Origin of the sequence: Paludibaculum fermentans (assembly GCF_051172195.1) — a bacterium.
GTDB lineage: Bacteria > Acidobacteriota > Terriglobia > Bryobacterales > Bryobacteraceae > Paludibaculum > Paludibaculum fermentans_A.
This window is the reverse complement of record NZ_JBPJAQ010000001.1, coordinates 5394063-5416463: the sequence shown is the minus strand read 5'-3', so window position 1 is coordinate 5416463 and position 22401 is coordinate 5394063. Positions and strand designations below refer to the sequence as shown.

Below are 22401 nucleotides of genomic sequence, written 5' to 3'. Positions count from 1 at the left end.
TCAACGCAGCGTCACCGCGTAGCGCGACAGTTCACTGCGCAGCATGGTCGTGAACGACTCGAAATTGTCTTCGGCCCAGACTACATGCTGGAAGCCGATCGCGACGCTCTCACACCACAGTACGGCCAGCCGCAGGCGCGCCCCCATGCGGCGGAAGACCCACCGGTATTCACCCGTTGCCAGCAGCCAGAAGCACTCCGCTTCGCCGTGCCGCTCCAACGCCTCCAGCGCTTCCCGCAACGCTGCCAGGGCAATTGGGCCATCGGCCGCGCACGCCGTGGTCGTACTGGCGCCATCGTGAAAGGTGCAGACCAGGCGTCCAAGATCATCGTTGTCGAAGGAGAGGCGCATGGCGCCATTTTACCCCATCCAGACCCGGTTCTCCTGTTTGACGTGATGCTCGCGGGCACTGCGCCTGGAGTCTAGCTGAGGTGGGCGTGGACTTCGGCCAGCAGTACGGAGGCGTGGACCGGTTTGTTCAGGAAGGCGGCCATGCCCTTCTGGCGGCACTGCGCGCGCACCAGGTCTGATACCTCGGCCGTCAGGGCCAGGATGGGCACGTCCAGGTAATTCTGCATCGCGCGGATATGATCGGTCGTCTCCAGGCCATCCATGCCCGGCATCTGCAGATCCATCAGGATGAGCTGGTATTGCCGCGCCGTGGCGGCGGCAATGGCGGCGGGCCCGTCACTGGCGCAGTCGAACTCGAAGCCGCCCTTGGTCAGAATGGCGCTGAGAACCTGTTGCGAGATCCGGTTGTCTTCCACCACCAGCAAACGGACGGTATTGGGCTTGGCCTGGCTGCCGCGCTGATTCGGCTGGACCAGCACGGGCTTGGGCAGTTGCAGCGGGATTTCGGCGGTCATCAGGCTGCCACCGCCGGTGCCGCCCTCCAGGACGAGGTCGCCGCCCAGCAGTTGTACGACGCGGCGCGTCAGCGCCAGCCCCAGGCTGATGCCGTTGAAGCGGCGCATTCCGCCATCTTCCACATGGTCGAACGTCTCAAAGACTTCGCGCACATGCTCCGGGGTGATTGAAGTGTTGGTGCAGCGTGCTGAAAGGTGCAGGGTGAACTTGCGGCCTATGACGGCTTCTGACTTCGCCTGCACCAGGATGTCGCCGCTCTCCGAGGTCTGAATGGCGTGCTGGATGAGCAGCGTCAGCACCTGGCGCACGCGATAAGCGTCGCCGATGGCCGTGCGCGGCAGCTTGTCGTCCGGCAGGTAGCGCAGCTCCAGCCCTTTTCCCTTGGCCCGCGGCATATGCTCCGCCGCGGCGTTGTGTAGCGTGTCTTCCAGGTGGAATTCCGCTTCGTCCAATTGGACGCAACCGGAAGAAAGAGAAGTGTATTCCAGGGTATCGTTCAACAGATCAAACAGGCCGTGGGCACACTGCCGCGCCGCCTGGACATAGTCCCGCTGCTCGTCATCCAACTGAGTTTCCAGCAGCAGGTCGGCCATGCCGAGAATGCCGCTGAGAGGCGTCCTGATCTCGTGATTCAGGCTAGCCAGGAACTGCAGCTTGGGGGTGGAGCTGCTTTCCGCCGGATGACCGGGGGCAGGCACGGCCGCCGGCCTCGCTGTGAATGTCGAAAGTCTGAGCCGATTCGGACTCATTGATACCTGAATGAGTCATCGGCGAGATTCCACCGAAAGTTTAGGAGAACCCGAAGGATAGAGGCTAAGGTGGGTTCTCAGGTGCCAGCCGTTTCAGTAGCGCTAATACTGACAATCCATTGAAGAAATTGGGGGTTTTCTGTAAGAGAGAATACAGATTGAAATGCGGAACCGGACGCCTGGAGTGTAGGCCTCCAGACGCCCGGAATTCTTGACAAATAGGTCTAGTCGTCGCTGTTGAAGAAGCCGCCGAGGGACTCGAGTGGACCCCGCTCATCTCCGCCACTGCGCCCCGGCGCCAGTTCGCGCCGCATCTTCTCCAGAGTCATGCTCTGGATGATCACGCGCCCGGGCCCCGTAAGCGTAGCCAGGAAAAGACCTTCGCCACCGAAGATGGCTGTCTTGATACCGCCGGCCATCTGGATGTCATAGTCCACTCCGTCGTCGAAGGCAACGATGCAGCCGGTATCAATCTGCAGGACTTCCCCCGGCGCGAGCGTGAATTCGATGAAATCACCGCCCGCATGGATGAACGCCACGCCGGGACCGGTGATGCGTTCCAGGATGAAGCCTTCTCCGCCGAAGAAGCCGGAACCCAGTTTCTTCACCAGGGCGATATCGACATTCACTGATCGCTGCGCGCAGATGAAGCTGTCCCGCTGGACCAGGACCGCCTGTGCAGGTTTGAGCTCAAAGGCCTGAATCCGGCCGGGATAGGCTCCGGCGAAACCGACTTCCCCGCCCGCGCCGCCGGCCCGGAAATGAGTCCAGAAGAGCGACTCGCCCATCAGCTTGCGCTTCACCGCGCCCCAGATCTTCTGACCCAGGGTCTCGCCAGACATGCGCGACTCCCACTGCACGCTGGGCGTCTTATAGAGCATCTTGCCGGCCTCGGCGAAGACCTCCTGGCCGGGCTTCAGCTTCAGGCGGGCCACCTGGAGATTGTCGCCCTGAATCGTGTAGTCGAGCGGCTCTTCCACCGCAACTGGCGTGAATTGAGCACTTTGCGTGCTTCCAGGCAGAATGGCTCCGCAGCGCGCGCAAAACCTGCTGGCGCCACCCGCCTCAGCTCCGCAACTGGTGCAAAAGGGCATGGAAACTCTTCCTCCGTGTCGGGGTTACGTGAACATAGGGAGCCTCGCGACTCCTTCGCTGGCGCTCACCGCCTCCGCGGTGACATTCTACTACTGGGAGCTATTCCGCGAGTAGGGAGCGGCATCGATAAATGGAACGTAGAATGTCCCGCATTTGTTCAGTATTGTGCTGCTGGCTGCTGCTGGGTTGCCCGCTTGGCGCCCGGACCAGTCCCGCCACCTGTGCGACCGAGCACGGCAACTGGCTGGAAAAGCAGAACTTGCACCGCGTCAGCAGCCGCCAGCGGAAAGCCCTGGGCACGCGCCAGGCGGCGGCCTTCCAACAGGACTACGGCGACATCGCGGTGATGGATGATTCGGACGGCGTGATCGCCAGCCGCAATCCGTTCAATCTCCAGGGGAAAACACTGGATTTCATTCCCCTCATCGGAACCTCCTCGCCCTATGGCTTCGCGGTGCGTCCGGCGGAATTCGACGCCGCGGCCGCTTCGGCCGGACAGGTGCTCAGCGGGCTAGGTGACGACGACGCCATCGCGGTCGACCTGCCCATCCAGGTCCCGTTTTACGGCACGCTACGCGACCGCATATATGTCCATTCCGACGGCAATGTGACGGTGGAGCAGCCCGAGTTCGCCACGGCTGCGCGCAGCCTGGGCCGGCTGAGCTCGGGACCGCCCCGGATTGCGCCCCTGTTCGACGACCTGGATCCGACGCAGCCCAACTGCGACGTGCGGGTATGGACCGGTAGCGACCACGTGGTGGTCACGTGGCGCAATGTGCCGGAGTATAGCGACTACGGCATAGGCCCCCGCCAGACGTTCCAGATGGCGATGTGGACCAACGGCCACATCACGTTCACCTACCAACAGGTGTCGGCCAGTGAAGTGGTCACCGGCATTTCGCCGGGCTATCTCGCGGGCGAGACGGAAGTGGTTTCGTTTCTAAACGATACCAGCACTTTCTATGGCGCCACGGTGGCCGAGCGGTTCGGCACGACGCTCGACATCGATATTGTGCGCGTGGCCCAGCGGTTCTACCAGACGCATGAGGACGCGTACGATTACCTGGCGATCTTCAACACGTCCGGCATCGCGGCGGCAGCCGGGGCACTGGCCTACGAGACCACGGTGCGCAGCCTGCGGCAGGGCATCGGCGACACGCCCACCTGGGCCGGCGACGCTTACGGCTCCTCCCACCGCCTGCAAGCTGTTCTCAACATGGGTCCGTTGCGGCAGTATCCGGCCGATCCGTATGCCCGGGTGGGCAGCCGTGGAGCGATTACCGGCGACAATACGATGACCCTGATCGGCCACGAGGCGGGGCATCTGTTCCTGGCGCTGGCCAGCGTCCGCGACCCGTTGAATCCACTGGCCCGGCCGATGCTGGGGACGCAGAACGCGCATTGGAGCTTCAACTTCAACTCCGAGGCTTCGCTGCTGGAAGGCAACCGCATTGTGGACAATGGCCCCGGCGCTGCCAATCGCTTCCTCACCACGGCGACGGTGGCGGGGTATTCCCCTTTGGATCAGTACCTTATGGGCTTCCGGCCGGCCGCCGAAGTGCCGGCGACGTTCCTGGTCAAGGGCAGCCAGTATTCGAACTCGACATTCCCGCAGATGGGCATTTCGATTCGAGGCGAGCGTCAGGACATCAGCGTGGACGATGTGATCGCGGCGGAAGGGCAACGCGTGCCGGATTCGACCGTGGCGCAGCGCCAGTTCCGGACCGCCTTCATCATGGTGGTGCCCGAGGGGTCTACGCCCAAGGCGGAAGAGATCGCCCAGCTGGAGGTATACCGAGCGGAGTTTGAGCGCTATTACCCCAATGCGGCCGGCCAGCGTGCCTCGCTGGACGCGAAGCTGCGTGGAATGATGCGGTTATCGGTCTGGCCGGCGGCCGGCCTGGTGGCGGGCGGAGCGGCCACGGCGAGCGTTTCCATCGGCAGCCCGGCGACCGAGGATTTGAGCATTGCCCTGACACGGTCGGCTGAAACGCTGGAAGCGCCGGATTCGGTGGTGATTCCCAAGGGCGCGACGTCCGCGGAATTCCGCGTGAAGGCTTTGGCGGCGGGCGTGGCGGACCTGGGCGCGAAGGCGGCCGACGGGAAGCACGAGGACTCGGCGGCGCGCGTGGCGGTGCAGGCTTCGCCTTCCGACGTGCGGCTGGTCAAGTATTATCAGGAAGATACGCTACTGGTGCTGAAAGTGACCGATCGCAACGAGCTACCCTACCTGGGGGTGAAAGTTGTGGTGGAGGGTCTGGACCAGGAGTTGCGCACGGACTCCAACGGTTGGATCTGGCTCAACTGGGATCCGGCCCAGACATTGACGGCGCAAGTGGAGGGAGCTCCCTCGACGAAGCTGGTACTGCCGGGCACTGCAACGCCATAACGCCTTTGCCCCAAACGGTTTGGCGGCCGACGCCGGTCCACGCGGCGGCCTCCAGCCAGGGCAGGAACGGGCGCAGTGCGCCCTCATACTCCGCAAAACCGGTGAAGCCGCTTAAGGGATGAACCTGGCCGGAGCGGCCACTGCGGCGCTGCGCGTCGTGCCAGGAGAGTGCTCCGCCGGTGCAGCGGACGGCGGCGGCCTGCTCCAACAAAGCCCGGAAATCGAAGTCGAGGGGGCCGCTGCCATAGAAGGAGCGCAGGGCGGAGATGCGTTCGCAGGCGCGGGCGAGCAGGATTTGAAAGGGCGGCGGTTGGGGTCCGTTGTGTGGTTTCAACTCAGTAGGAGTGATAAACAACACCTGTCGTTTTTCGGCCTGCGCGTCGGGACCGCCAAACGACAAGTGTTGTTTATCGCCCTCCGGAGCGAGGTTCAGGCGGTGCAGGACGGTCGTCCATTCAACAACTTCCAGCCATTCCAGGCTCTGGAACGCATTTTGAAAGGGAGCGGGATCCGGAGTGAAGAGATGCAGGTCCAGGGAGAACTGCGCGCCTTCGGCCAGTTCCAGGCCGTCCAGGAGATGGCAGCGGAGGGTGAAGGGGCGCGGACGGTCGCGGAGCCCGCTGGGGCCGCCGGCGGAAACGGGACGGAAGAGTTCTTCGGGCAGTTGGAAGCCGAGGGCGCCGCGGAAACGATTGGAGGCGGGGGTAGGAAAGAAGAGGGGCCGGCGGGCGCAAAGAGAAAGGCGGCAGGCGAGGATTTCGAGGTCCAAGCCTGCCGCCATGAGAACAACCCTAACCGCTAGCGGGAGATGACGACGTACGGTCTCACCTGGATGGTTGACGATCCAGGCGGGATGAGTGTCGGCGTGCTCTTATACACGAGGTTCACGGTGTACGATCCGTTGCTGAGCGTGGTGGGCACCTTGATCTTGACGCGCCACAACCCGGGCTTATCCGGATCGAGGGTGGAAGAGACCACCTGGGCCGGAGTAGCGCTGGTGCTGCCGAGGAGGTAAGCGAGGACGTCGCCGGGCACCGGAACGTCGCTGCCGGGGGCCAGGCCGTCGTCGGGCAGGCCGTCGAAGTTGCCATAACCGGTGAGGAAGACAGTGAGTTCCTGATCGATCTTGGCCGGTTTGGAGGCCGAATTCTCCGAGCCGTCCTGGTTCATTGCCTTGGCGGGCCCGGTGGTGAAGATGGCGTCGCCCTGGAACAGGATGCCGGGCGAGATGGGGGACATGGAGATCCGGTCGAAGCCGAGGATCTGGCCCGTGCTGACCTGGCGGACCAGGAATTCAGCCGTACCGCTGGGCGCTGTGGCCTTGGGCACGATCAGGTTGAGGGTTTCGCCGGAGACCTTGGTGAGCGGCGCGTTGACGCCGTTGACCAGGACTTCCACGTCGCCCAGGTTGATGGGCAGGGGCGAATCGGAAGAGGTGACCGTGTCGGGGACGAGGGTAGCGCCCTGCACGCGCAGCAGGCCCAGCATGGCGGGTGCAACGCGGCTGAAGCCGTTCGCGCTGTTCGTCACCGTCAACCGCGGATAGTACATCGTCAGGCGGTTGGCGGAATCCATGATCACGGGGTTGCCTTGACCGTCGAGGACGACACTGCGCGGCCCGATGACCTGGATGAGGAAATTGGCGGCGATGGTGCCGGAGCCGAGCAATTCGCCGTAGCTGGGGAAGCGCAGGATGCGGTTGAGATTGCTGCTCTCAGCAACCCAGATCGCCTCGGTCTTCGGATCGATGGTGATGGAGATCGGAATGCCTACGGTGGCCGAGGGCAGCACGAACTGGGAGGGAAGCCCGTCGGTGTAGGCGTTATTCACGTCATCCCAGATCTGGATGCGGGAGTTGCCGGTATCGGCGACAAACAGGCGGCCGAAGCTGTCGATGGCGATGCCGCGGGGCGAGTTCAACTGTTCCTGGAGATTGCCGGCAGTGGCCGTGGAGCCGTCGACCTGGCCGAAGACGATGTCGGCGGTCTGGCCGTTGACGGAGGGGTACTTGAACAGCATGACGCGATGCAGGCCTATGTCGGCCACGGCCAGGTGGCCCTCGGGGGTGAAGGCGAGGCCGCTGGGGAGGTACATGCGGTCGCGGCTGACCTCGGTGGCGAGGGCGGAGTTGAAATCGGGTGCGCCGATGACGAGGTCGGGCGTGAGCAGGCCGTCGGTGCGGGTGAAGGGATTGGGGTAGCGCAGGACGCGGCCGTTGCCGGTATCGGCCACCCAGACGTTGCCCTGGGGATCCACCTTGACGTCGGCGGGCAGGTAAAGACCATCCGGCCCGGGTGTCGCGGTGTTATTGAAGGGCGAGTTGGCGAGGCTGCGATAGGGATCGACCTGGCCCAGCACGAAGTCGGCGCGGCTCTGATTGGTGAAGCCGCGGGCATCGGCGAAGCAGAGGATGCGGTTGTTGCCCGTATCGGCGATGAAGAGGTGCGGGACTTCGGACGTGCGATCGATGGCGAGCGACGGTCCGATGGAGACTCCGTTAGCGGGCAGGGTGCCGGCGGAGAACTCCGCGCCTTCGATGAAGTTAGGCGCTTTGAAGGGGAAATCGAACTGGCCCAGGATGCGGGTGGCGGCGCCGAAGGTGCGGGCGGCGGAATCGAAGGGCCGCGCAGTGACGCGGTGATTGCCGGCCTCGGCGATGTAAATTTCTCCGTTCGCGAAGGTAGCGCTGACGGGGTAGTTGTAGCCCCAGGGGTTCGGTTCGAGGTTATCGGCGGTATTGGGATTGCGGGTGCTGAAGTCGTTCTGACCGTACACATTTGTCATGTGGGGTGAGAAGACGCCGTTGGCGAGGTCTTCGGCCGGCCAACTGGTGGGCGGATCGTAGCGGACGACGCGGTTGTTCAGCGAGTCGACCACAAACAGGTTTTCGCCGATGCAGAAGAGGCCGCGCGGGCCGCCGTTGTAGACGGCATTCTGGGCGGTGGTGCCGGAGAGGGAGAAGCCGAAAGTGAGGTCGTTGACGCTGGCCGGAGCAGGGGTACCCTTGACCGCGGTATAGACGCCCAGGACGCGGGCAGCCGCTTTGCCGTTCGAGAACGGGGGGCCCCACACGAGGACGCGGGCGAGGTCGTCGGCGAAGTACAGGTTGCCGTTGGTGTCGAAGGCGAGCGGGCCGCCGTAGCGGATGGCGGTTTTGCTGCCCTGGTCGGTGGCGCTGCTATAGCGTCCGGCGTTGACGACGGTGGTATTGAAGTCGGTCTGCCCGAGGACGAGGTTGGCCGAAACAGAGGCACTCCCGCCGTCCACATTGGACGGGCCGGTGACGTCGCCGGCGGCGTAGCGGAGAATGCGGTGATTGCCTGCGTCGGCGAGCCAGAGGTTGCCTTCTCCGTCCACGGCGAGCCCGGCCGTCTGGGTGCCCGCCGTACCAAGATTCGTCTTGATGGTGGAGGCGGTGGGGCCGGCGTTGGTGGCGGAGCTCTGATTCGGGAAGTAGGACTTCAAATCGGGCTGGCCGATGACAAAGTCGGGTTTGATGGCGGCGCCGGCATCGAGGGCTTCGAAGGGCCGCCGGAAGCGGACAATCCGGTTGTTGCCGGCATCCATGACAAACAGGTAGTCGCTGACGATGAGCACGCTACTGGGGGTACGCAGACCTCCGCCATAGTCTTTGAGAGCCTGGAGGTCGTAGACGTTGGTGGAACTTTCAGAGACGCGAACGCCGCCGCCATAGGGCACGGCGGAATCGAAATCCTTCTGGCCGATGACCAGGTCGGCTGGAGCCCCGCTGGCAAAGTTGGCGGAATCGCGCCAACCGAGCACCCTATGGTTACCGGTGTCAGCTACATAGACCGCGGCGGGGGAAGAAGCCGCATCGACAGCAACGGAATAAGGGGAGTAAAGCGACTTCGCTTTAGTGCGGTTAGGGGCGGAACTGGGCGGATAAAGCATCTCACCCACGCGAGTGGGGAGGAATGCCTGACCGAATATTTTCGTCGGCTTGGTGTTGAAAACAACCTGGGCCGAGGCGTGTACTCCGAGACAGGCCAGAAGGCCTAAAGATACGAACAAGTGTCTGATTTTCATGACCTTAATGGCGAAGTCGCAGCTCCGCCTTTGTACACCATAACATGCATTTCCTGTCTTCGCCAGTGGCTCAGGTCCTAAGGACAGGGCTAGTGCCGGGTGATGGTAAACTCGGATTTGCTCCTCCGCTCTGAAATCCGGCGTAAACCTAGAGTCTGCGCCGTCAGTTACTTAAACACAGCTCCCCTGGTGTGGGGTGCGGTGAATGGTCCCCAACGTGGATTGCTGGACCTGACGTTCGCGGTACCCTCGATCTGCGCCGACCGGGTGACGCAAGGCGATGCCGACGTCGGGCTGGTGCCGGCGATTGAGATGGCGCGGAACGGATTGGAGTGGATCCCGATCGGGATTGCGTGCCGGGGTCCGGTGCGCAGCATCCTATTGATCTCCGATCGTCCATTTGAAGAGATCCGGACGCTGGCGGTGGATTCGGGATCGCGCACATCGGTGCAACTGGCGCGCGTCATCCTGGCCCGGAAGTACGGAGTCTCGCCGACGATTGTGACGATGGATCCGGACCTGTTGGGCATGCTGGACGTGGCGGATGCGGCGCTGATCATCGGTGATTCGGCGCTGGCGCTGGATCCGGCGGAAATCGACATGCCGTGCCTCGACCTGGGCGAGGAGTGGGTGGAGATGACGGGGCTGCCGTTTGTCTTTGCGGCGTGGTCCGGGCGGAAAGAGAACCTGACGCCCGAGCTGACGGAGCTATTGAAGGCATCTTGTCTGTACGGATTGGGCCAGTTAGACACTATCATTAAGGAAGAGGCGGATCGCAGGGGCTTTTCCGAGGATCTGGTGCACCAATACCTGACACGGAATATCTGTTTCCTTCTTGGCGACGAGGAGGCGGCGGGCCTGGCGCTCTATCTCGAGTATGTGCGTGAGTTGGACGGCGCCCCGGCGGCCGTCACGGAGACTCCAGTCCATGATCAAACCACAGGAAGCCGTTGAGCTTTTCGAGAGTGACGACCTGATTGGGATCGGCATGGCGGCCGATGCCGTCCGGCGCAAGCTGCACCCCGAGGGTGTAGTGACCTACATCATCGACCGCAACATCAATTACACGAATTTCTGTACGGAGTACTGCAGTTTCTGTGCGTTCTACCGGCCGATGGGGCACAACGAAGGCTATGTGCTGCCGATCGAGACGATTCTGGACAAGATCCAGGAGACGGTGGAGCTGGGCGGGACGGGCGTGCTGATGCAGGGCGGGCTGAATCCGGACCTCAAGATTGAGTGGTATGAGGACATGCTGCGGGCGATCAAGGTGAAGTTCCCGCAGGTGTGGCTGCACTGCTTCTCCGCGCCGGAGATCACCTGCATTGCGGAAGTCAGCGGTTTGAATCTGCGGGATACGATTGCGCGGCTTCGGGACGCGGGCCTGGACTCGATTCCGGGCGGCGGCGCGGAGATTCTGCACGACGACGTCAGGAAGCGGATCAGCCGGCTGAAGTGCGGAGTGGACGAGTGGGTGGCGGTGCATAAGACGGCGCACCAGTTGGGGATGCGGACGACGGCGACGATGATGTTCGGCTGCGGCGAGACGCTGGAGCAGCGGGTGCACCACCTGGAGATCGTGCGGCAGATCCAGGACGAGACGGGCGGGTTTACGGCCTTCATTCCGTGGTCGTTCCAGCGCGAGAACACGTCGCTGGGGCGGTTTGTGAAGGAAGAGGCGACGGGCGTCGAGTATCTGAAGACGCTGGCGATCTCGCGGCTGTACCTGGAGAACATCATCAACGTTCAATCGTCGTGGGTGACGCAGGGGTTGAAGACGTGCCAGGTGGGGCTGAAGTTCGGCGGTAACGACGTGGGCAGCATCATGATTGAAGAGAACGTGGTGAGCGCGGCGGGTGCGCGGAACAAGGCTTCAGAAGAAGAGTTGCGGCGCATTATTCGCGGAGCGGGCTTCGTGCCGAAGCAGCGCGATACGTTGTACAGGACCTACTTCCTCAACTAGACAACATAAAACAGTTTCAAGACGCAAAAAGGGCGGCGCCGGTTGGCACCGCCCTTTTTGCTCTCCAGGTGGCAGATCGCCGTATTAATAGGCGATCTCGAACGTCGAACTCTGTCCGCCGTCGGGATTGAAGACCCGGAAGCGCCAAGTGCCGGTATAGACCAGGCTGATGGGCAGGGGTACGGTGCAGCGGTTGATGTTGTTTGAGTCGAGCAGGCAGGTGGGCGTGAGGCCGGTCAACTGGTAGGGGTCGCCGATACCAGGCCAAACAGTCACGCTGAGGCCATCGAGGAAGTTCTGGCCGGTGAGATAGAAGGACGGAATCGTAAAGTAGCCAGAGATAGCCGGCTGGCTGACGCCGCCGAGCACGGCAAACGAGAAGATGTTGGACTGGGTGCCATCGGGATTGTCCACCTGGAGGTCGTAGGTCCAGGGCTTGGCAAAGCTGGCCGTGATGACGAAACCGGTGGAGCTGACGAACTGGATCTGGGCGGGATCGATGTCAAAGGTGGTGGCCGGGCCGGCCGGGTCGTGGGCCGTCACATGGACCTTCAGGCCTGGCAGGAAACCGCCGCCATTGATGGAAAGTGTTTGGCCTGCGACCGCGGCGCGCACGGGGGTCGGGGCGATGGAGGAGATGACGGGCGAGCCGGGTGCGGGGTCGACCGTGATCGTGTACAGATTGGATAAGGATCCATCGGGATTGGCGATCCGCAGGGTGTAGTTCCCGGTCTGGGCGAAGGCGGCAGAGATCACGAATGACGAGAAGGACACGCCCTGGATCTGGTCGGGCGCGTACTGGACGGCGGTTGTGTCGGGCGCGGTGAGGGTCGCCGTGAGACCGGAGATGAAATCGCCGCCCTGCACGAGCAGGGAGCGGACGGCGCCGCTGGCGGCGATGGGATTCGGCGAATGGGCGGAGATCACGGGCGTCGACGGACCGGGCGTACCGACGCGGATGGGGAAGTAGTCGGACTTGGCGCCATTCGGGTTGATGACCTGCAGGAGATAAGTCCCGTTGTCATCGAAGCTGCCGGAGACATCGAAGCCGGCGGCCGTGACGGTGGCGGGGTCGATATCGAGCGCAGGCGTGGTAAAGCCGTGTGGCGAGAGCCAGACCGCTTTCAGGCCCGGCTGGAAGTTCAAGCCGTGTACGGTGACTGTCTGCAACTGTCCGGATTGCTGAAGAACGAGCGGAGAGTAGGCGAGGATGACCGGGGCGTTGGAGACGGTGGGCACGTTCAGGACGAAGGTCTTCGACTTGGCCCCGGAGAGCGCCGTGAGCTGAAGGGTGTAATTGCCTGGGGTGGCGAAGCTATAGACCACGCTGAAGGCGGAGCTGGACAGATCAAAGAACTGGCCGCCTGCGAGCAGCGAGAAGCCGCCGTCCGGGCGCAGGATGGAGAGGCTGAGGCCGCCCTCGAAGCCGCTGCCGAGGACGGTGAGGGTGACGCTCTGGGGCGAGGCCACGACGGGCGCGGGCAGGACGGACGAGATCTGAGGGATGGTTCCGGCATCGCCGACCTCGAAGGTGAGCAGGCCGGACTGGCCGCCGTCGGGGTTGGTGAGGCGCAGAGTATGGGTTCCGGGTTCGCCGAAGGTGGTGATGAGATTGAAGCCGGTAGGAGTGACATTCCGGATATAGCTGGCTCCGGAGAGGACGGTGGTGCCGGCGGAGGGATTGGTCAGCGTCGCGGCGAGTCCGGGCTGGAAGCCGGAGCCGGACACGGCCAGGATCTGGATATCGGCGGAGACGACCGGCGCGGCGGGGGTCATGCCGGACAACTGGAGAGCACCCTGGGTGCGGGTGACGGCGAAGGAGAAGATCTGGGACTGGGCACCGTCAGGGTCAGTGACCCAGAGGGTGTAGCGGCCTACGCGGTCGAGCACGAGGTGCATGTCGAACTGGTTGGCTGTGAGGTTGGTGATGCGCAGATCCTGTGCGAAGTCATTGCCGCCGCCTGGCAGGGAGACATAGGCGGAGAGCCCGGTGCGGAAGCCGGAGCCGGTGACGGTGACCGTTTGTTGCTTGGCGCCGGCGACCAGGGTGGCAGGGGCGGTGCTGGTGATGATGGGTTCCGGTTTGTCGGTGACAGCGAGTTTCTGGGTATTGGAGGCGGCGCCGTCCGGGTTAGTGACCTGGACGAGGTAGTCTCCGGCGGCTGGGAAGCGGGACAGGAACTGGAAGCTGTTGGCGGCGACCTGGCTGATGCGGCTGGCAGCGAGGACGGAGGCGCGGCCGGCGGGATCGGTGAGTTTGACGGTGAGGCCGCGCTGGAAGCCGGAGCCGTAGACAGTGATCGATTGGAGGTCGATGACAGAGACGGTGGCGGCCGGGGCATAGCCGCTGATCGTGGGGGTGGAAGCCCCCAGCAGGGCGTGGGGCGCCAGGACGCCGGCGAACATTGCGAGCGCGAAGCCGAATTGCCGATGTAACTTCCGATTCATGACAGTCCTCCACCAACCGGGGATCGTGCCGGGCCGGCCGATTCTCCCTTGAGCGTGGAAACACGCCCTTACTTACGGTTGATCGGCGTTTGGCGGGGAACTCTGTAGTGGGGACGGTGGACTTAGCAGCCTGTGGCGGAAGTCGCGCAGCCGCGTTCGCACCGCCGCCGGTACCAGAATGGCAGCTGAAGTGCGATTTCGAAGCCGCTCAGAAGAGAGTCGCCTTTTTCTGGGAGGAAGTCCGGCGGCGGAGCGAACCCAAAGGGCGACAAGGGGTTGCGGCCCATGGCAGTGTCGAACCTGCCTCCGAGTGGCCGGCACTAGTTCGGCCGGCTCTTCGCGCCCTGGGCTCGCAAGCCCTTGCCGCGCGGCTAGCGGGACTTCCGCCACAGACTGCTAGGTTAAAATTCGGAGTGAAGCCCGGCAAATGCCTGTTCGGCTTTGGCGAGGATATTGCTTTCGAACATGGTCTTGCGTTGGCCCTTGGTGGCGAACTCGAAGAAGCGATGGCCGCAGTGCTTGCACCGGAAGGGGTGGCGGTAGACCAGGGCCAGCAAGCGCTCCCAGCCGGTTTTGTAATTGGAGGGGCGGATGGCACGGCTGGTGCACTTTGGGCACTGTAATGTCATGCTGTCTCTAAGTTACGGCGGAGAACAGGGTGGAGACAAGGCACTTGGGTACCTAAATGGGTGTATTAGGTACTGGTACGGGGTGGGGTGGCCCGGGGCTTTTGGGGCCCCGGGGTGGGGGTTTAGTAATAGATATCCGCTCCCTTACGGTCACGGCTCCGTTTGGTTTGCGGATCGGTTTAGAAAGCGGGGGGCTCGAAGCCGGGCTCCTTGATGGGGAGGACCTTCATTTTTGGCGCGTACTTCTTGACTGAGTCCTGAATCTTGGACGCGTTGCCCAGGAGGCAGAACTGGAGGTTGAGGTCGCGGTAATACTTCCTGCCGATGACGTTCGCCTCATCGAGGGAGATGGCGTCGATGCGGGAGAAGTAGTCGTCGATTTCCCCCTTGTTGAGGCCGTAGATTTCCATCTCACCTAGGACATTGGCGAGCTGGTCTGCCGTTTCCAGGCGCTGGGTGGGGAAGCCGCCCTTGATGTAGGCCTTGGCGGAGGCGAGTTGGGCCGCGTCGATGCCCTGCTCCGACAGTTTTTTGAGGACATCGAGCGCCATGTCGATCGCCTTTTCCGTGGTGTCGGTGCGGGTATAGGTACTGATGATGATGGAGCCGGTATGGCGGTCCTGTTCCAGGACGGAGCGGGCCCCATAGGTGAGGCCTGAGTTCACGCGGAGGGCATCGTTCAGCAGGGAGGTGAAGCGGCCGCCGAACAGGGTGTTGAGAACCATGAGCGGGACGCGGTCGCGGTTGGTGCGATCAATGCCGGGCATGCCGATTTCGAAGTAGGTCTGGGTGGCGTCGGGTTTGTCGACCAGGAGGAGGCGGGCGGAGTCGAACTTGGGCGTGGCGACCTTGGTGGGCTGAAATTCGGCGCCAGTGGGGAGTTCCCCGGCCAATTTGGCGAGCACGGGGCCGAGTTTGGCGGGATCGAAGTCGCCGGCGGCAATGAGGATGAGGTTCTTACCGGTGTAGTTCTTCTTATGGAAGGCGATGATTTCGTCGCGGTTGAGATGGGTGAGGGAGTCCTCGGTGACGCTGCCGGAGCGGTGGTAAGGGTGCGAGGTGGGGTAATAGAAGGCCTCATAGTAGCGACCGATGGCGGCGCCAGGGTTGTCTTTGATGGAGCGCAGGCGGTCAGCGGCCTGGGCGACCACCTTCTTTACTTCTGACTCAGGGAAGGAAGGGTGAAGGAGGACGTCGGAGAAGATTTCGAGGGCGCGGTCCTGGGTGCGGGCCATGTACTCGGTGGAGAGGTAGGAGGCCTGGCGGTCGCTGCCGCCGTTGAGGTTGGCTCCGATGGAGTCGAGATCGAGGGAGACCTGATCTGCGGTGCGGGTGGGGGTGCCGCGGCGAACGAGTTCGGCGGTGAGGGCGGCGATGCCGGTGAGGTTGGCGGATTCAGCTTCGACGCCGCCGCGGAAGATGGCGCGGACGGAGACGAGGGGCACATCCGGCTTGCGGAGGAGGATGAGAGTGGCTCCGTTGGGCAGCGCCTGCTTGGTGTAGGGCGGCAGTTTGGCCTGGCCCTGGAGGCAGGCGGCGGCGAGGAGGAGGGAGACGATGAGGCGGCGGTTCACTTGGAGCTCTCCTGGGCGGGGGTGTTGTCGGGGATGAGGGTGGCGACGGTGCGGTTCTTTTCCTGGAAGTATTTGGCGGCGACGCGCTGGATGTCGGCGGGATTGACGGCGTCGATCTCTGCGGCGACGGAGTTCACCTTATCCCAGCTTCCATTGAAGACCTCGTAGCGGCCGAGGAGGTTGGCTTTGCCGGCGATGGTCTTGAGGCCGCGGTAGAACTGGGCCAGGATCTGGTTGCGGGCTTTGTCGAGCTCCTCGGGGGTGACGCCTTTCGCGGCGAGCAGGTCGAGTTCCTCGTAGAGGGCCTTTTCGACTTCGGCAGTGGTTTTGCCGCTGCGCACCTGGAGGGTGAAGAGGAACAGGCTGGGATCGAGCGATTCCTGGGTGCCACCGCCGACATTGAGGACGAGTTGGTCCTTCTCGACGAGGCGGCGATAGAGGCGGGAGCTGCGGCCGGTGGTGAGGAGGGCTTCGATGAGGTCGAGGGCGGGCTGATCGGCGTCACGGGTATTGGGTACGTGATAGGCCATCATGAGCATGGGGAGCTGGGCGGGGCGGCGGACGGAGATGCGGCGTTCGCCGAGCTGATCGGGCTCTTTGGTGCGGACCTCGGGCGGCGGCGCCTGGCGGGGGATGGGTTCGATGTACTTCTTGGCGAGGGCGATGATCTCCTGGGGGGTGACGTCGCCGGAGGCCACCATGACGCAGTTGTTGGGTGCGTAGCCCATCTTGAAGTGGGCCTTGAGGTCATCCATGGTCCAGGCCTCGATATCGGATGCCCAGCCGACGACGGGCCAGTGGTAGGGGTGGGCGATGATGGCGGAGGCAAAGAGCTGCTCGTAGAGGACGCCGAAGGGGTTGTTGTCGACGGAGGTACGGCGTTCGGAGTAGACGACGCCGCGTTCGCTCTGGATGATTTTGGGATCGAAGGAGAGGTCGCGGATGCGGTCGGACTCCATGTCGAACATGAGTTCGAGGGCGGATTTGGGGAACCAGTCGGTGTAGACGGTGACGTCACGGGAGGTATAGGCGTTGTTGCTGCCGCCGTTCTTCTCCATCATGTTGTCGAACTCTTTGGGGCCGAACTTTTTGGCGCCGTTGAACATCATGTGTTCAAAGAAGTGGCTGATGCCGGTGGTGCCGGGGCGTTCGTTGCGGGAGCCGATTTTGTAGAAGAAGTAGAGGGCTACGTTAGGGACGTCGTGGTCCTCGTGGACAAGGATTTTCATGCCGTTGTCGAGGGTGTGGGTGGTGACCTTCACATCCTGGGCGGCGAGGGTACAGGCGAGGAGCGCACAAAGCGAGAGAAGACGGCGCATATTCCATAAGGTAGCAGCACTTACAGGAGGTGACGCATGTTACCTTAATCTCATTCCTTTGGAGCTTATGAGACTCGCTATCCCTTTGGGACTACTGGTGGCTTGCGGCCTGTCGGCCCAGACCACGCCAGTGGCGTTTACCGGCGCGCACATTATCCCGATTGCCGGCAATGAGATTTCGAATGGCGTGCTGGTGGTGCAGAACGGAAAGATAGTCGCGGTGGGCGCGACAGGCTCCGTGACGATCCCGGCGGGCGCGCAGCGCGTGGACGCGACGGGCAAGGTGATCATGCCCGGGATTGTGGATTCGCACAGTCATATCGGGTCAGTGGAAGGGGGCGATGGCAGTGCTCCGATCCAGCCCGAGGTGCGGGTTTTGGATGCCGTGAACGTGCGGGCGACGACGATGCAGAAGGCACGGTCGGGCGGCGTGACGACGGTGAATGTGATGCCGGGGTCGGGCCATCTGTCGAGCGGGCAGACGCTGTATTTGAAACTGCGGGCGGGCAACACGATTGATGACCTGCTGATCAAGCTGCCGGACGGGCGGATTGCGGGCGGGTTGAAGATGGCGAACGGAACGAACCCGAGGCGGGCGGCTCCATTTCCAGGGACTCGGGCCAAGTCGGCGGCGCTGGTGCGGGAGCAGTTCATCAAGGCGCAGGAGTACAAGGCCAAGATCGCGGCGGCGGGTACGGATGCGTCGAAGCTGCCGGCTCGGGATCTGAAGCTGGAGACGCTGGTGGAGGTGCTGGACGGCAAGCGGGTGGTGCAGTTCCATACGCACCGGCATGACGACATCCTGACGGTGCTGCGGCTGGCGAACGAGTTCAAGTTCCGGGTGGTGCTGCATCATGTGAGCGACGGCTGGATGGTGGCGGACGAGATTGCGAAGGCCAAGGTGCCGGTGTCGCTGATCGTGGTGGATTCGCCGGGCGGCAAGCTGGAAGCGAAGGACATGAACATCGCCAGCGGCGCGATTCTGGAAAAGGCCGGCGTGATGGTGGGCTTCCATACGGACGACGGCGTGACGGATTCGCGGCTATTCCTGCGGGAAGCGGCGCTGTCGGTGCGGGCCGGGATGTCGCGCGAGAAGGCGCTATACGGGATGACGATGGCCAATGCGCGGATCCTTGACCTGGACGCCAGAGTGGGTACCTTGGAAGCAGGCAAGGATGCAGATTTCCTATTGATGAGCGGTGATCCGCTGAGCGTGTACTCGCATGTGCTGGAGACCTGGGTGGAGGGCGTGAAGGTATTCGACCGCTCGGATCCCAAGGATCACCTGCTGGCCGTGGGCGGCTACGGAGCCAGCAGGAACGATGAGATTTACGTGGACGAATGCGAGGTGGAGCGTTGAAACGGATTCTAGTATTGCTGGCGGCCCTGGCACCGATGGCGAGTGCGCAGATCGCGATCCAGGGCGAGACGGTGTACACGATGGCCGGGGCTCCGCTGAAGAACGCGGTGGTGCTGGTGCGGGATGGGAAGATTGAGCGGGTGACGACGGGTGCGGCTCCGGCAGGGTATAGGGTCATCAAAGCCAAGGTGGTGACTCCGGGGCTGATTGATGCGCATGCGGTGCTGGGCTTGAGCGGGTATCTGAATCAGCCGCAGGACCAGGACCAGATTGAAAACAGTGCCCCGATGCAGCCGGAGCTGCGGGCGATTGACGCGTTCGACCCGAAGGAACGGCTGATTGAGTGGGTGCGCGGGTTTGGGGTCACGACGATTCATACGGGCCATGGCCAGGGGATTCTGATTTCCGGCCAGACGATGATCATCAAGACGAACGCGGAGACGGCGGACCAGGCGATGGTGCCGGCGGCCATGATTGCGGCGACGCTGGGCAATGACGCGCGGGCGGGCCAGGGTAAGTCACCGGGCACGCGGTCGAAGATGGTTGCGATGCTGCGGGCGGAGCTGATCAAGGCTCAGGAAGCGGTGAAGAAGGCCTCGGATAAGGACAAGAAGGACACGGCGCGGGACCTGCGGCTGGAGGCGTTTGTGAAGCTGATCAACCGCGAGATGCCGCTGCTGATTACGGTTCACAAGGACAACGACATCCTGACGGCGCTACGGCTGGCCAAGGAGTTCAACCTGAAGGTTGTGCTGGATGGCGTGGCGGACGCTCCGGAGGTGCTGGCGCAGATCAAGGCGTCGGGGTATCCGGTGATCCTGCACCCGACGATGCAGCGGTCGGGCGGCGATGCGGAGAACCTGAGCATGGAGACGGCGTCGAAGCTGGCGGCGGCGGGTGTGCCGTTTGCGCTGCAGAGCGGGTTTGAGGGCTATGTTCCGAAGACGCGCGTTGTTTTGTGGGAAGCGGCCCTGGCGGCGGCGAACGGACTGGCGTTCGACAAGGCCCTGGGGAGTGTGACGATCGAGGCGGCGCGTCTGTTGGGCGTGGAGAAGCGCGTGGGTTCGCTGGAAGCAGGGAAAGACGCGGATGTGGCGTTGTATGACGGGGATCCGTTTGAGTACACGACGCACTGCGTGGGTGTGTTGATCGACGGGAAGGTAGTTTCGGAGACAGCCCGGTAGATTGGAAGAGAGGGGGGCTTGACGGCCTCCCTCTTTTTGCGCATACTGGTTTGCGACACAGACTGGTTTGCACTTCACGGAGTTGAGAGCATGACGCAGTTTCCGAACTTGAAAGAGATTGAAGACCGGCCGATGCGGTCGTGGAACGTGGATGGGCTGCAGGAGATGATCATGGGGGTCCTGTGGATCCTATGGGGCGGGTTGTGGCTGATTGGGCAGGAGTTGCCGAAGGGCAGGCTTTACCAGGTGTACTGGCTGGTGGTGCCGGTGATGCTGGCCTTGAGCGGCTTTGCGGGGAACTGGGTGGTGGGGCGGTTGAAGCAGCGGGTGACGTTCCCGAGGGCGGGCTATGTGGCGTTGCGGGAGCCGACCCGGCGGGAACGGATTGGGACGGCAGTGCTGGCGATTGTGGTGGCATTGACGTTGGCGGCGGTGGTTGTGCGCAGCAGGTCGGAGGCGGTGGAGCACATGATTACTCCGGTGGTGGGGGTGATCCTGAGTCTGTCGTTCGTGGTGGCGAGTTTGAAGCAGAGGGCTCCGCACTTTCTGGTGTTGGCTGGAGTGGCGCTGGCGTTGGGGATTGCGTTTGGGGCGCTGCGGACGGGCTGGAGCTCTTTGAACTGGTTGTTTGTGGTGCTGGGCGTGGTGGCGGCGATTTCGGGGGCGATTCGCTTGTCGCGGTTTGTGCGGGAGAATGGCGTGCCGGCGGAGGGGGCGTAGATGAACGACCTGGACCGCGTCATTCATGAACCGGCGCGGCTGCTGATTGTCGCCTTGCTGGCGAGTGTGAAGGAGTCGGATTTCCTTTGGCTGCAGAAGGAGAGTGAGTTGACCAAGGGGAATCTGTCGAGCCACCTGGGGAAGCTGGAGGAGGCCGGGTATGTCGAGGTGGAGAAGAGCTTCCGGGGGAAGATTCCGTTGACGGTGCTGCGGTTGACGGGCGCCGGGCGGGCGGCGTTTGTTGAGTATAAGAAGCGGATGAACGGGTTGCTGGGGCAGGCTGGGGCCTGAGCAGGTCGGGCCACTGATTGCGGCAGTACGTTGGGGTATCCGCTCTCTTACGATCGCGGCTCCGTTTGAGGCGCGGCTCCGTTTGAGGCGCGGCTCGATTGGTTAGACGCTGGCCCAGTTGCGGCGCTCGATGAAGGTCTCGGGTTCGTAGGTGACGCCGCTGTCGAGACGTTTTTCTTCGCGGCGGGTGAGCCAGAGCATGATGGGGCCCAGGAGGGTTCCGGCGGCGCTGGAGAAGGTACCGCATTCCTTGCGGATGTCCTTGCGGAGCGCGTGGATGTGGGCCGCCACGGTTGCATTGGTCACTTTCAGGTGACGTTCCATGGCCCAGAGCAAAGCGGAATAAGAAGTGCGGAGGGCGGCGGCTTCGCGTTCGAAGCGCTGCCGCACGCGCAGGTCGGGATGGAGGCGGTATTTGCGGATGCCTTCGAGGGTGGTGCGGCAGATGCGATAGAGCGAGGGTCCATTCAACTCGAAGTCGCGGCCGAAGGCGTGGTCGAGGAAGCGTTTGGATTCGTCGAGGGAGATGTGGGGATGGCGCCAGTTGAACTTCCACTGGCCGTGCACGTCGGCGAGGTCCACATCGATCATGCGGCCTTCTTCGGTCATCTGGGCATGCAGGGGCGTGCCCGGCAGCGGCGTGTAGAGCATGAACTGATGGAAATCGGTCTCGTGGGCGCAGGCGTAATCGATCTCGCTATTGATGTTCTGGGGGGTGTGGTGTTCCATGCCCACGATGGACGAGCCGAGAACGCGGATGCCGTGCGCACGCAGTTGGTGGGTGAGCGACATGGTGTCGGAGCCGTTGAGCTTGGAGTAGCCGGAAAGGGGCGATTCCAGGCCCATCCAGATCCAGGAGACGCCGAGTTCGATGAGCTCCTCCATGGTGTATTTCTGGATGGCGTTGGCGGAAGAGAAGACGTAAAGCTCCCAGCTTTTGCCGGCCTTGCGCATGCAGTCGAGCAGTTCCATGGCGCGTTTGCGATGCAGGAGGAAATTCTCGTCCATCACGAAAAAGGCATGGAAACCGTGCTTTTCTTCAGCCTGGGCCATGGCGTCGTAGATCTGCTGGCCGGTTTCGAAGAAGTTGATGAATTTGCCCTTGCCGCCGAAGAAGGCTGAGGTGGTGCAGAAGTTGCAGCCCATGGGGCAGCCGACCGACGGGATGATGGTGGCGGCGGTGGAACCGATGCTGCCGGGCAGTTTGAGGCCCATGACGCGATGGCCGAAGCCCGACGCGATCTGCGGATGAATGACGGGTTGGGTGGGGTCCTGATCGAGGAAGGAACGCAGCCAGCCGACGCCTTCGCCCTTCACGATGTGGTCGGCATCGATCATGAGGTCGAGGCCGGGGATGGCCGTCACATGGCCGCCGACGACGATGGTGGAGTGCGGCGACAGGCGACGCACGATCTTGCACATTTCGCGGACCTTGCCCACGTTGACGATGATGGAACTGATGCCGACGACGTCGTACTGGTTTTCGGTGAGTTCCCTCTCGAAATCCTCACGCAACGGGAAGTCGAGAACCGTGGACGGATTCTCGATGTTGGCCTGGAGGAACATGATGCCCCACGAGCGATGGAAGATGCGCAGCGAGTAGGGACCCTGGGCGCGGGTCACCTGGTTGTGGTAGAGCTCCATTGGATTGATGGAGCGGCTGCCGTACTGGTCGTCCTGCGCATAGGGTCCGAATACGGAAGTCAAAAGAACACGGGCCTGACGGCCCTTCGGATGAGTGGTCATTGCGGTGCTTCGTGGAAACA

The 22401-nt window shown here is 63.0% G+C and carries 17 protein-coding genes; 7 read left to right on the top strand and 10 right to left on the bottom strand.

Annotated features, from left to right (window positions below; genetic code table 11):
• From ACR9Y2_RS21740 to ACR9Y2_RS21730, 3 genes are all read right to left on the bottom strand, one after another.
• The gene (locus ACR9Y2_RS21740) at positions 1–351 is read right to left on the bottom strand and encodes a hypothetical protein (RefSeq protein ID WP_435043761.1); all 351 of its coding nucleotides are present in this window, start codon (positions 349–351) and stop codon (positions 1–3) included.
• Between the two features lie 71 nt (positions 352–422).
• Positions 423–1565, bottom strand: coding sequence for a response regulator (locus ACR9Y2_RS21735; protein ID WP_435043760.1), 1143 nt, complete (start codon positions 1563–1565; stop codon positions 423–425).
• 275 nt (positions 1566–1840) lie between these two features.
• Positions 1841–2710: a TIGR00266 family protein gene (locus ACR9Y2_RS21730; RefSeq protein WP_435043759.1), complete on the bottom strand. Its 870-nt coding sequence runs from the start codon at positions 2708–2710 to the stop codon at positions 1841–1843.
• A 143-nt stretch (positions 2711–2853) separates the two neighbouring features.
• On the opposite strand from ACR9Y2_RS21730, the gene ACR9Y2_RS21725 reads away from it, so the two are divergent.
• Complete coding sequence (locus ACR9Y2_RS21725) at positions 2854–5100, top strand: hypothetical protein (RefSeq protein ID WP_435043758.1); 2247 nt, start codon at positions 2854–2856, stop codon at positions 5098–5100.
• On the opposite strand, the gene cas6 is transcribed toward ACR9Y2_RS21725, so the two are convergent.
• Positions 5012–5881 (bottom strand): CRISPR system precrRNA processing endoribonuclease RAMP protein Cas6, encoded by an 870-nt coding sequence (gene cas6, locus ACR9Y2_RS21720; RefSeq protein WP_435043757.1) that lies wholly within the window; start codon positions 5879–5881, stop codon positions 5012–5014. The genes ACR9Y2_RS21725 and cas6 overlap by 89 nt on opposite strands.
• Before the next feature lie 17 nt (positions 5882–5898).
• The gene (locus tag ACR9Y2_RS21715) at positions 5899–8883 is read right to left on the bottom strand and encodes a hypothetical protein (RefSeq protein ID WP_435043756.1); all 2985 of its coding nucleotides are present in this window, start codon (positions 8881–8883) and stop codon (positions 5899–5901) included.
• A gap of 465 nt (positions 8884–9348) precedes the next feature.
• Between ACR9Y2_RS21715 and ACR9Y2_RS21710 the strand changes: the two genes are divergently transcribed.
• Positions 9349–10101, top strand: coding sequence for a menaquinone biosynthetic enzyme MqnA/MqnD family protein (locus ACR9Y2_RS21710; protein WP_435043755.1), 753 nt, complete (start codon positions 9349–9351; stop codon positions 10099–10101).
• Positions 10076–11110, top strand: a complete 1035-nt coding sequence (gene mqnC / locus ACR9Y2_RS21705; RefSeq protein WP_435043754.1) for a cyclic dehypoxanthinyl futalosine synthase — start codon at positions 10076–10078, stop codon at positions 11108–11110. The genes ACR9Y2_RS21710 and mqnC overlap by 26 nt, the downstream gene beginning before the upstream one ends.
• Before the next feature lie 84 nt (positions 11111–11194).
• On the opposite strand, the gene ACR9Y2_RS21700 is transcribed toward mqnC, so the two are convergent.
• The 4 genes from ACR9Y2_RS21700 to ACR9Y2_RS21685 all read right to left on the bottom strand — a co-directional run bounded on the left by ACR9Y2_RS21700 (position 11195) and on the right by ACR9Y2_RS21685 (position 17080).
• Positions 11195–13558 (bottom strand): hypothetical protein, encoded by a 2364-nt coding sequence (locus ACR9Y2_RS21700; RefSeq protein WP_435043753.1) that lies wholly within the window; start codon positions 13556–13558, stop codon positions 11195–11197.
• A 401-nt stretch (positions 13559–13959) separates the two neighbouring features.
• Entirely contained in the window at positions 13960–14187 is a 228-nt protein-coding gene (locus ACR9Y2_RS21695) for a hypothetical protein (protein ID WP_435043752.1), read from the bottom strand.
• A 179-nt stretch (positions 14188–14366) separates the two neighbouring features.
• Positions 14367–15761: a M16 family metallopeptidase gene (locus tag ACR9Y2_RS21690; RefSeq protein WP_435043751.1), complete on the bottom strand. Its 1395-nt coding sequence runs from the start codon at positions 15759–15761 to the stop codon at positions 14367–14369.
• A complete protein-coding gene (locus tag ACR9Y2_RS21685) occupies positions 15758–17080 on the bottom strand; it encodes a M16 family metallopeptidase (RefSeq protein WP_435043750.1) in 1323 nt (440 codons plus the stop codon). The genes ACR9Y2_RS21690 and ACR9Y2_RS21685 overlap by 4 nt, the downstream gene beginning before the upstream one ends.
• Before the next feature lie 67 nt (positions 17081–17147).
• Here ACR9Y2_RS21685 and ACR9Y2_RS21680 point away from each other — a divergent pair, with 67 nt between their 5' ends.
• The 4 genes from ACR9Y2_RS21680 to ACR9Y2_RS21665 all read left to right on the top strand — a co-directional run bounded on the left by ACR9Y2_RS21680 (position 17148) and on the right by ACR9Y2_RS21665 (position 20635).
• Positions 17148–18440: an amidohydrolase family protein gene (locus ACR9Y2_RS21680; RefSeq protein ID WP_435043749.1), complete on the top strand. Its 1293-nt coding sequence runs from the start codon at positions 17148–17150 to the stop codon at positions 18438–18440.
• Entirely contained in the window at positions 18437–19624 is a 1188-nt protein-coding gene (locus tag ACR9Y2_RS21675) for an amidohydrolase family protein (RefSeq protein WP_435043748.1), read from the top strand. Before ACR9Y2_RS21680 ends, ACR9Y2_RS21675 begins: the two co-directional genes overlap by 4 nt.
• A gap of 90 nt (positions 19625–19714) precedes the next feature.
• Positions 19715–20344 carry a hypothetical protein gene (locus ACR9Y2_RS21670; protein ID WP_435043747.1) on the top strand — a complete coding sequence of 210 codons (630 nt, stop codon included), beginning with the start codon at positions 19715–19717 and terminating at the stop codon, positions 20342–20344.
• The gene (locus tag ACR9Y2_RS21665; RefSeq protein WP_435043746.1) at positions 20345–20635 is read left to right on the top strand and encodes a winged helix-turn-helix domain-containing protein; all 291 of its coding nucleotides are present in this window, start codon (positions 20345–20347) and stop codon (positions 20633–20635) included.
• A 102-nt stretch (positions 20636–20737) separates the two neighbouring features.
• Here ACR9Y2_RS21665 and ACR9Y2_RS21660 read toward each other — a convergent pair whose 3' ends face one another.
• Entirely contained in the window at positions 20738–22381 is a 1644-nt protein-coding gene (locus tag ACR9Y2_RS21660; RefSeq protein WP_435043745.1) for a B12-binding domain-containing radical SAM protein, read from the bottom strand.
• Positions 22382–22401: the final 20 nt, after the last annotated feature.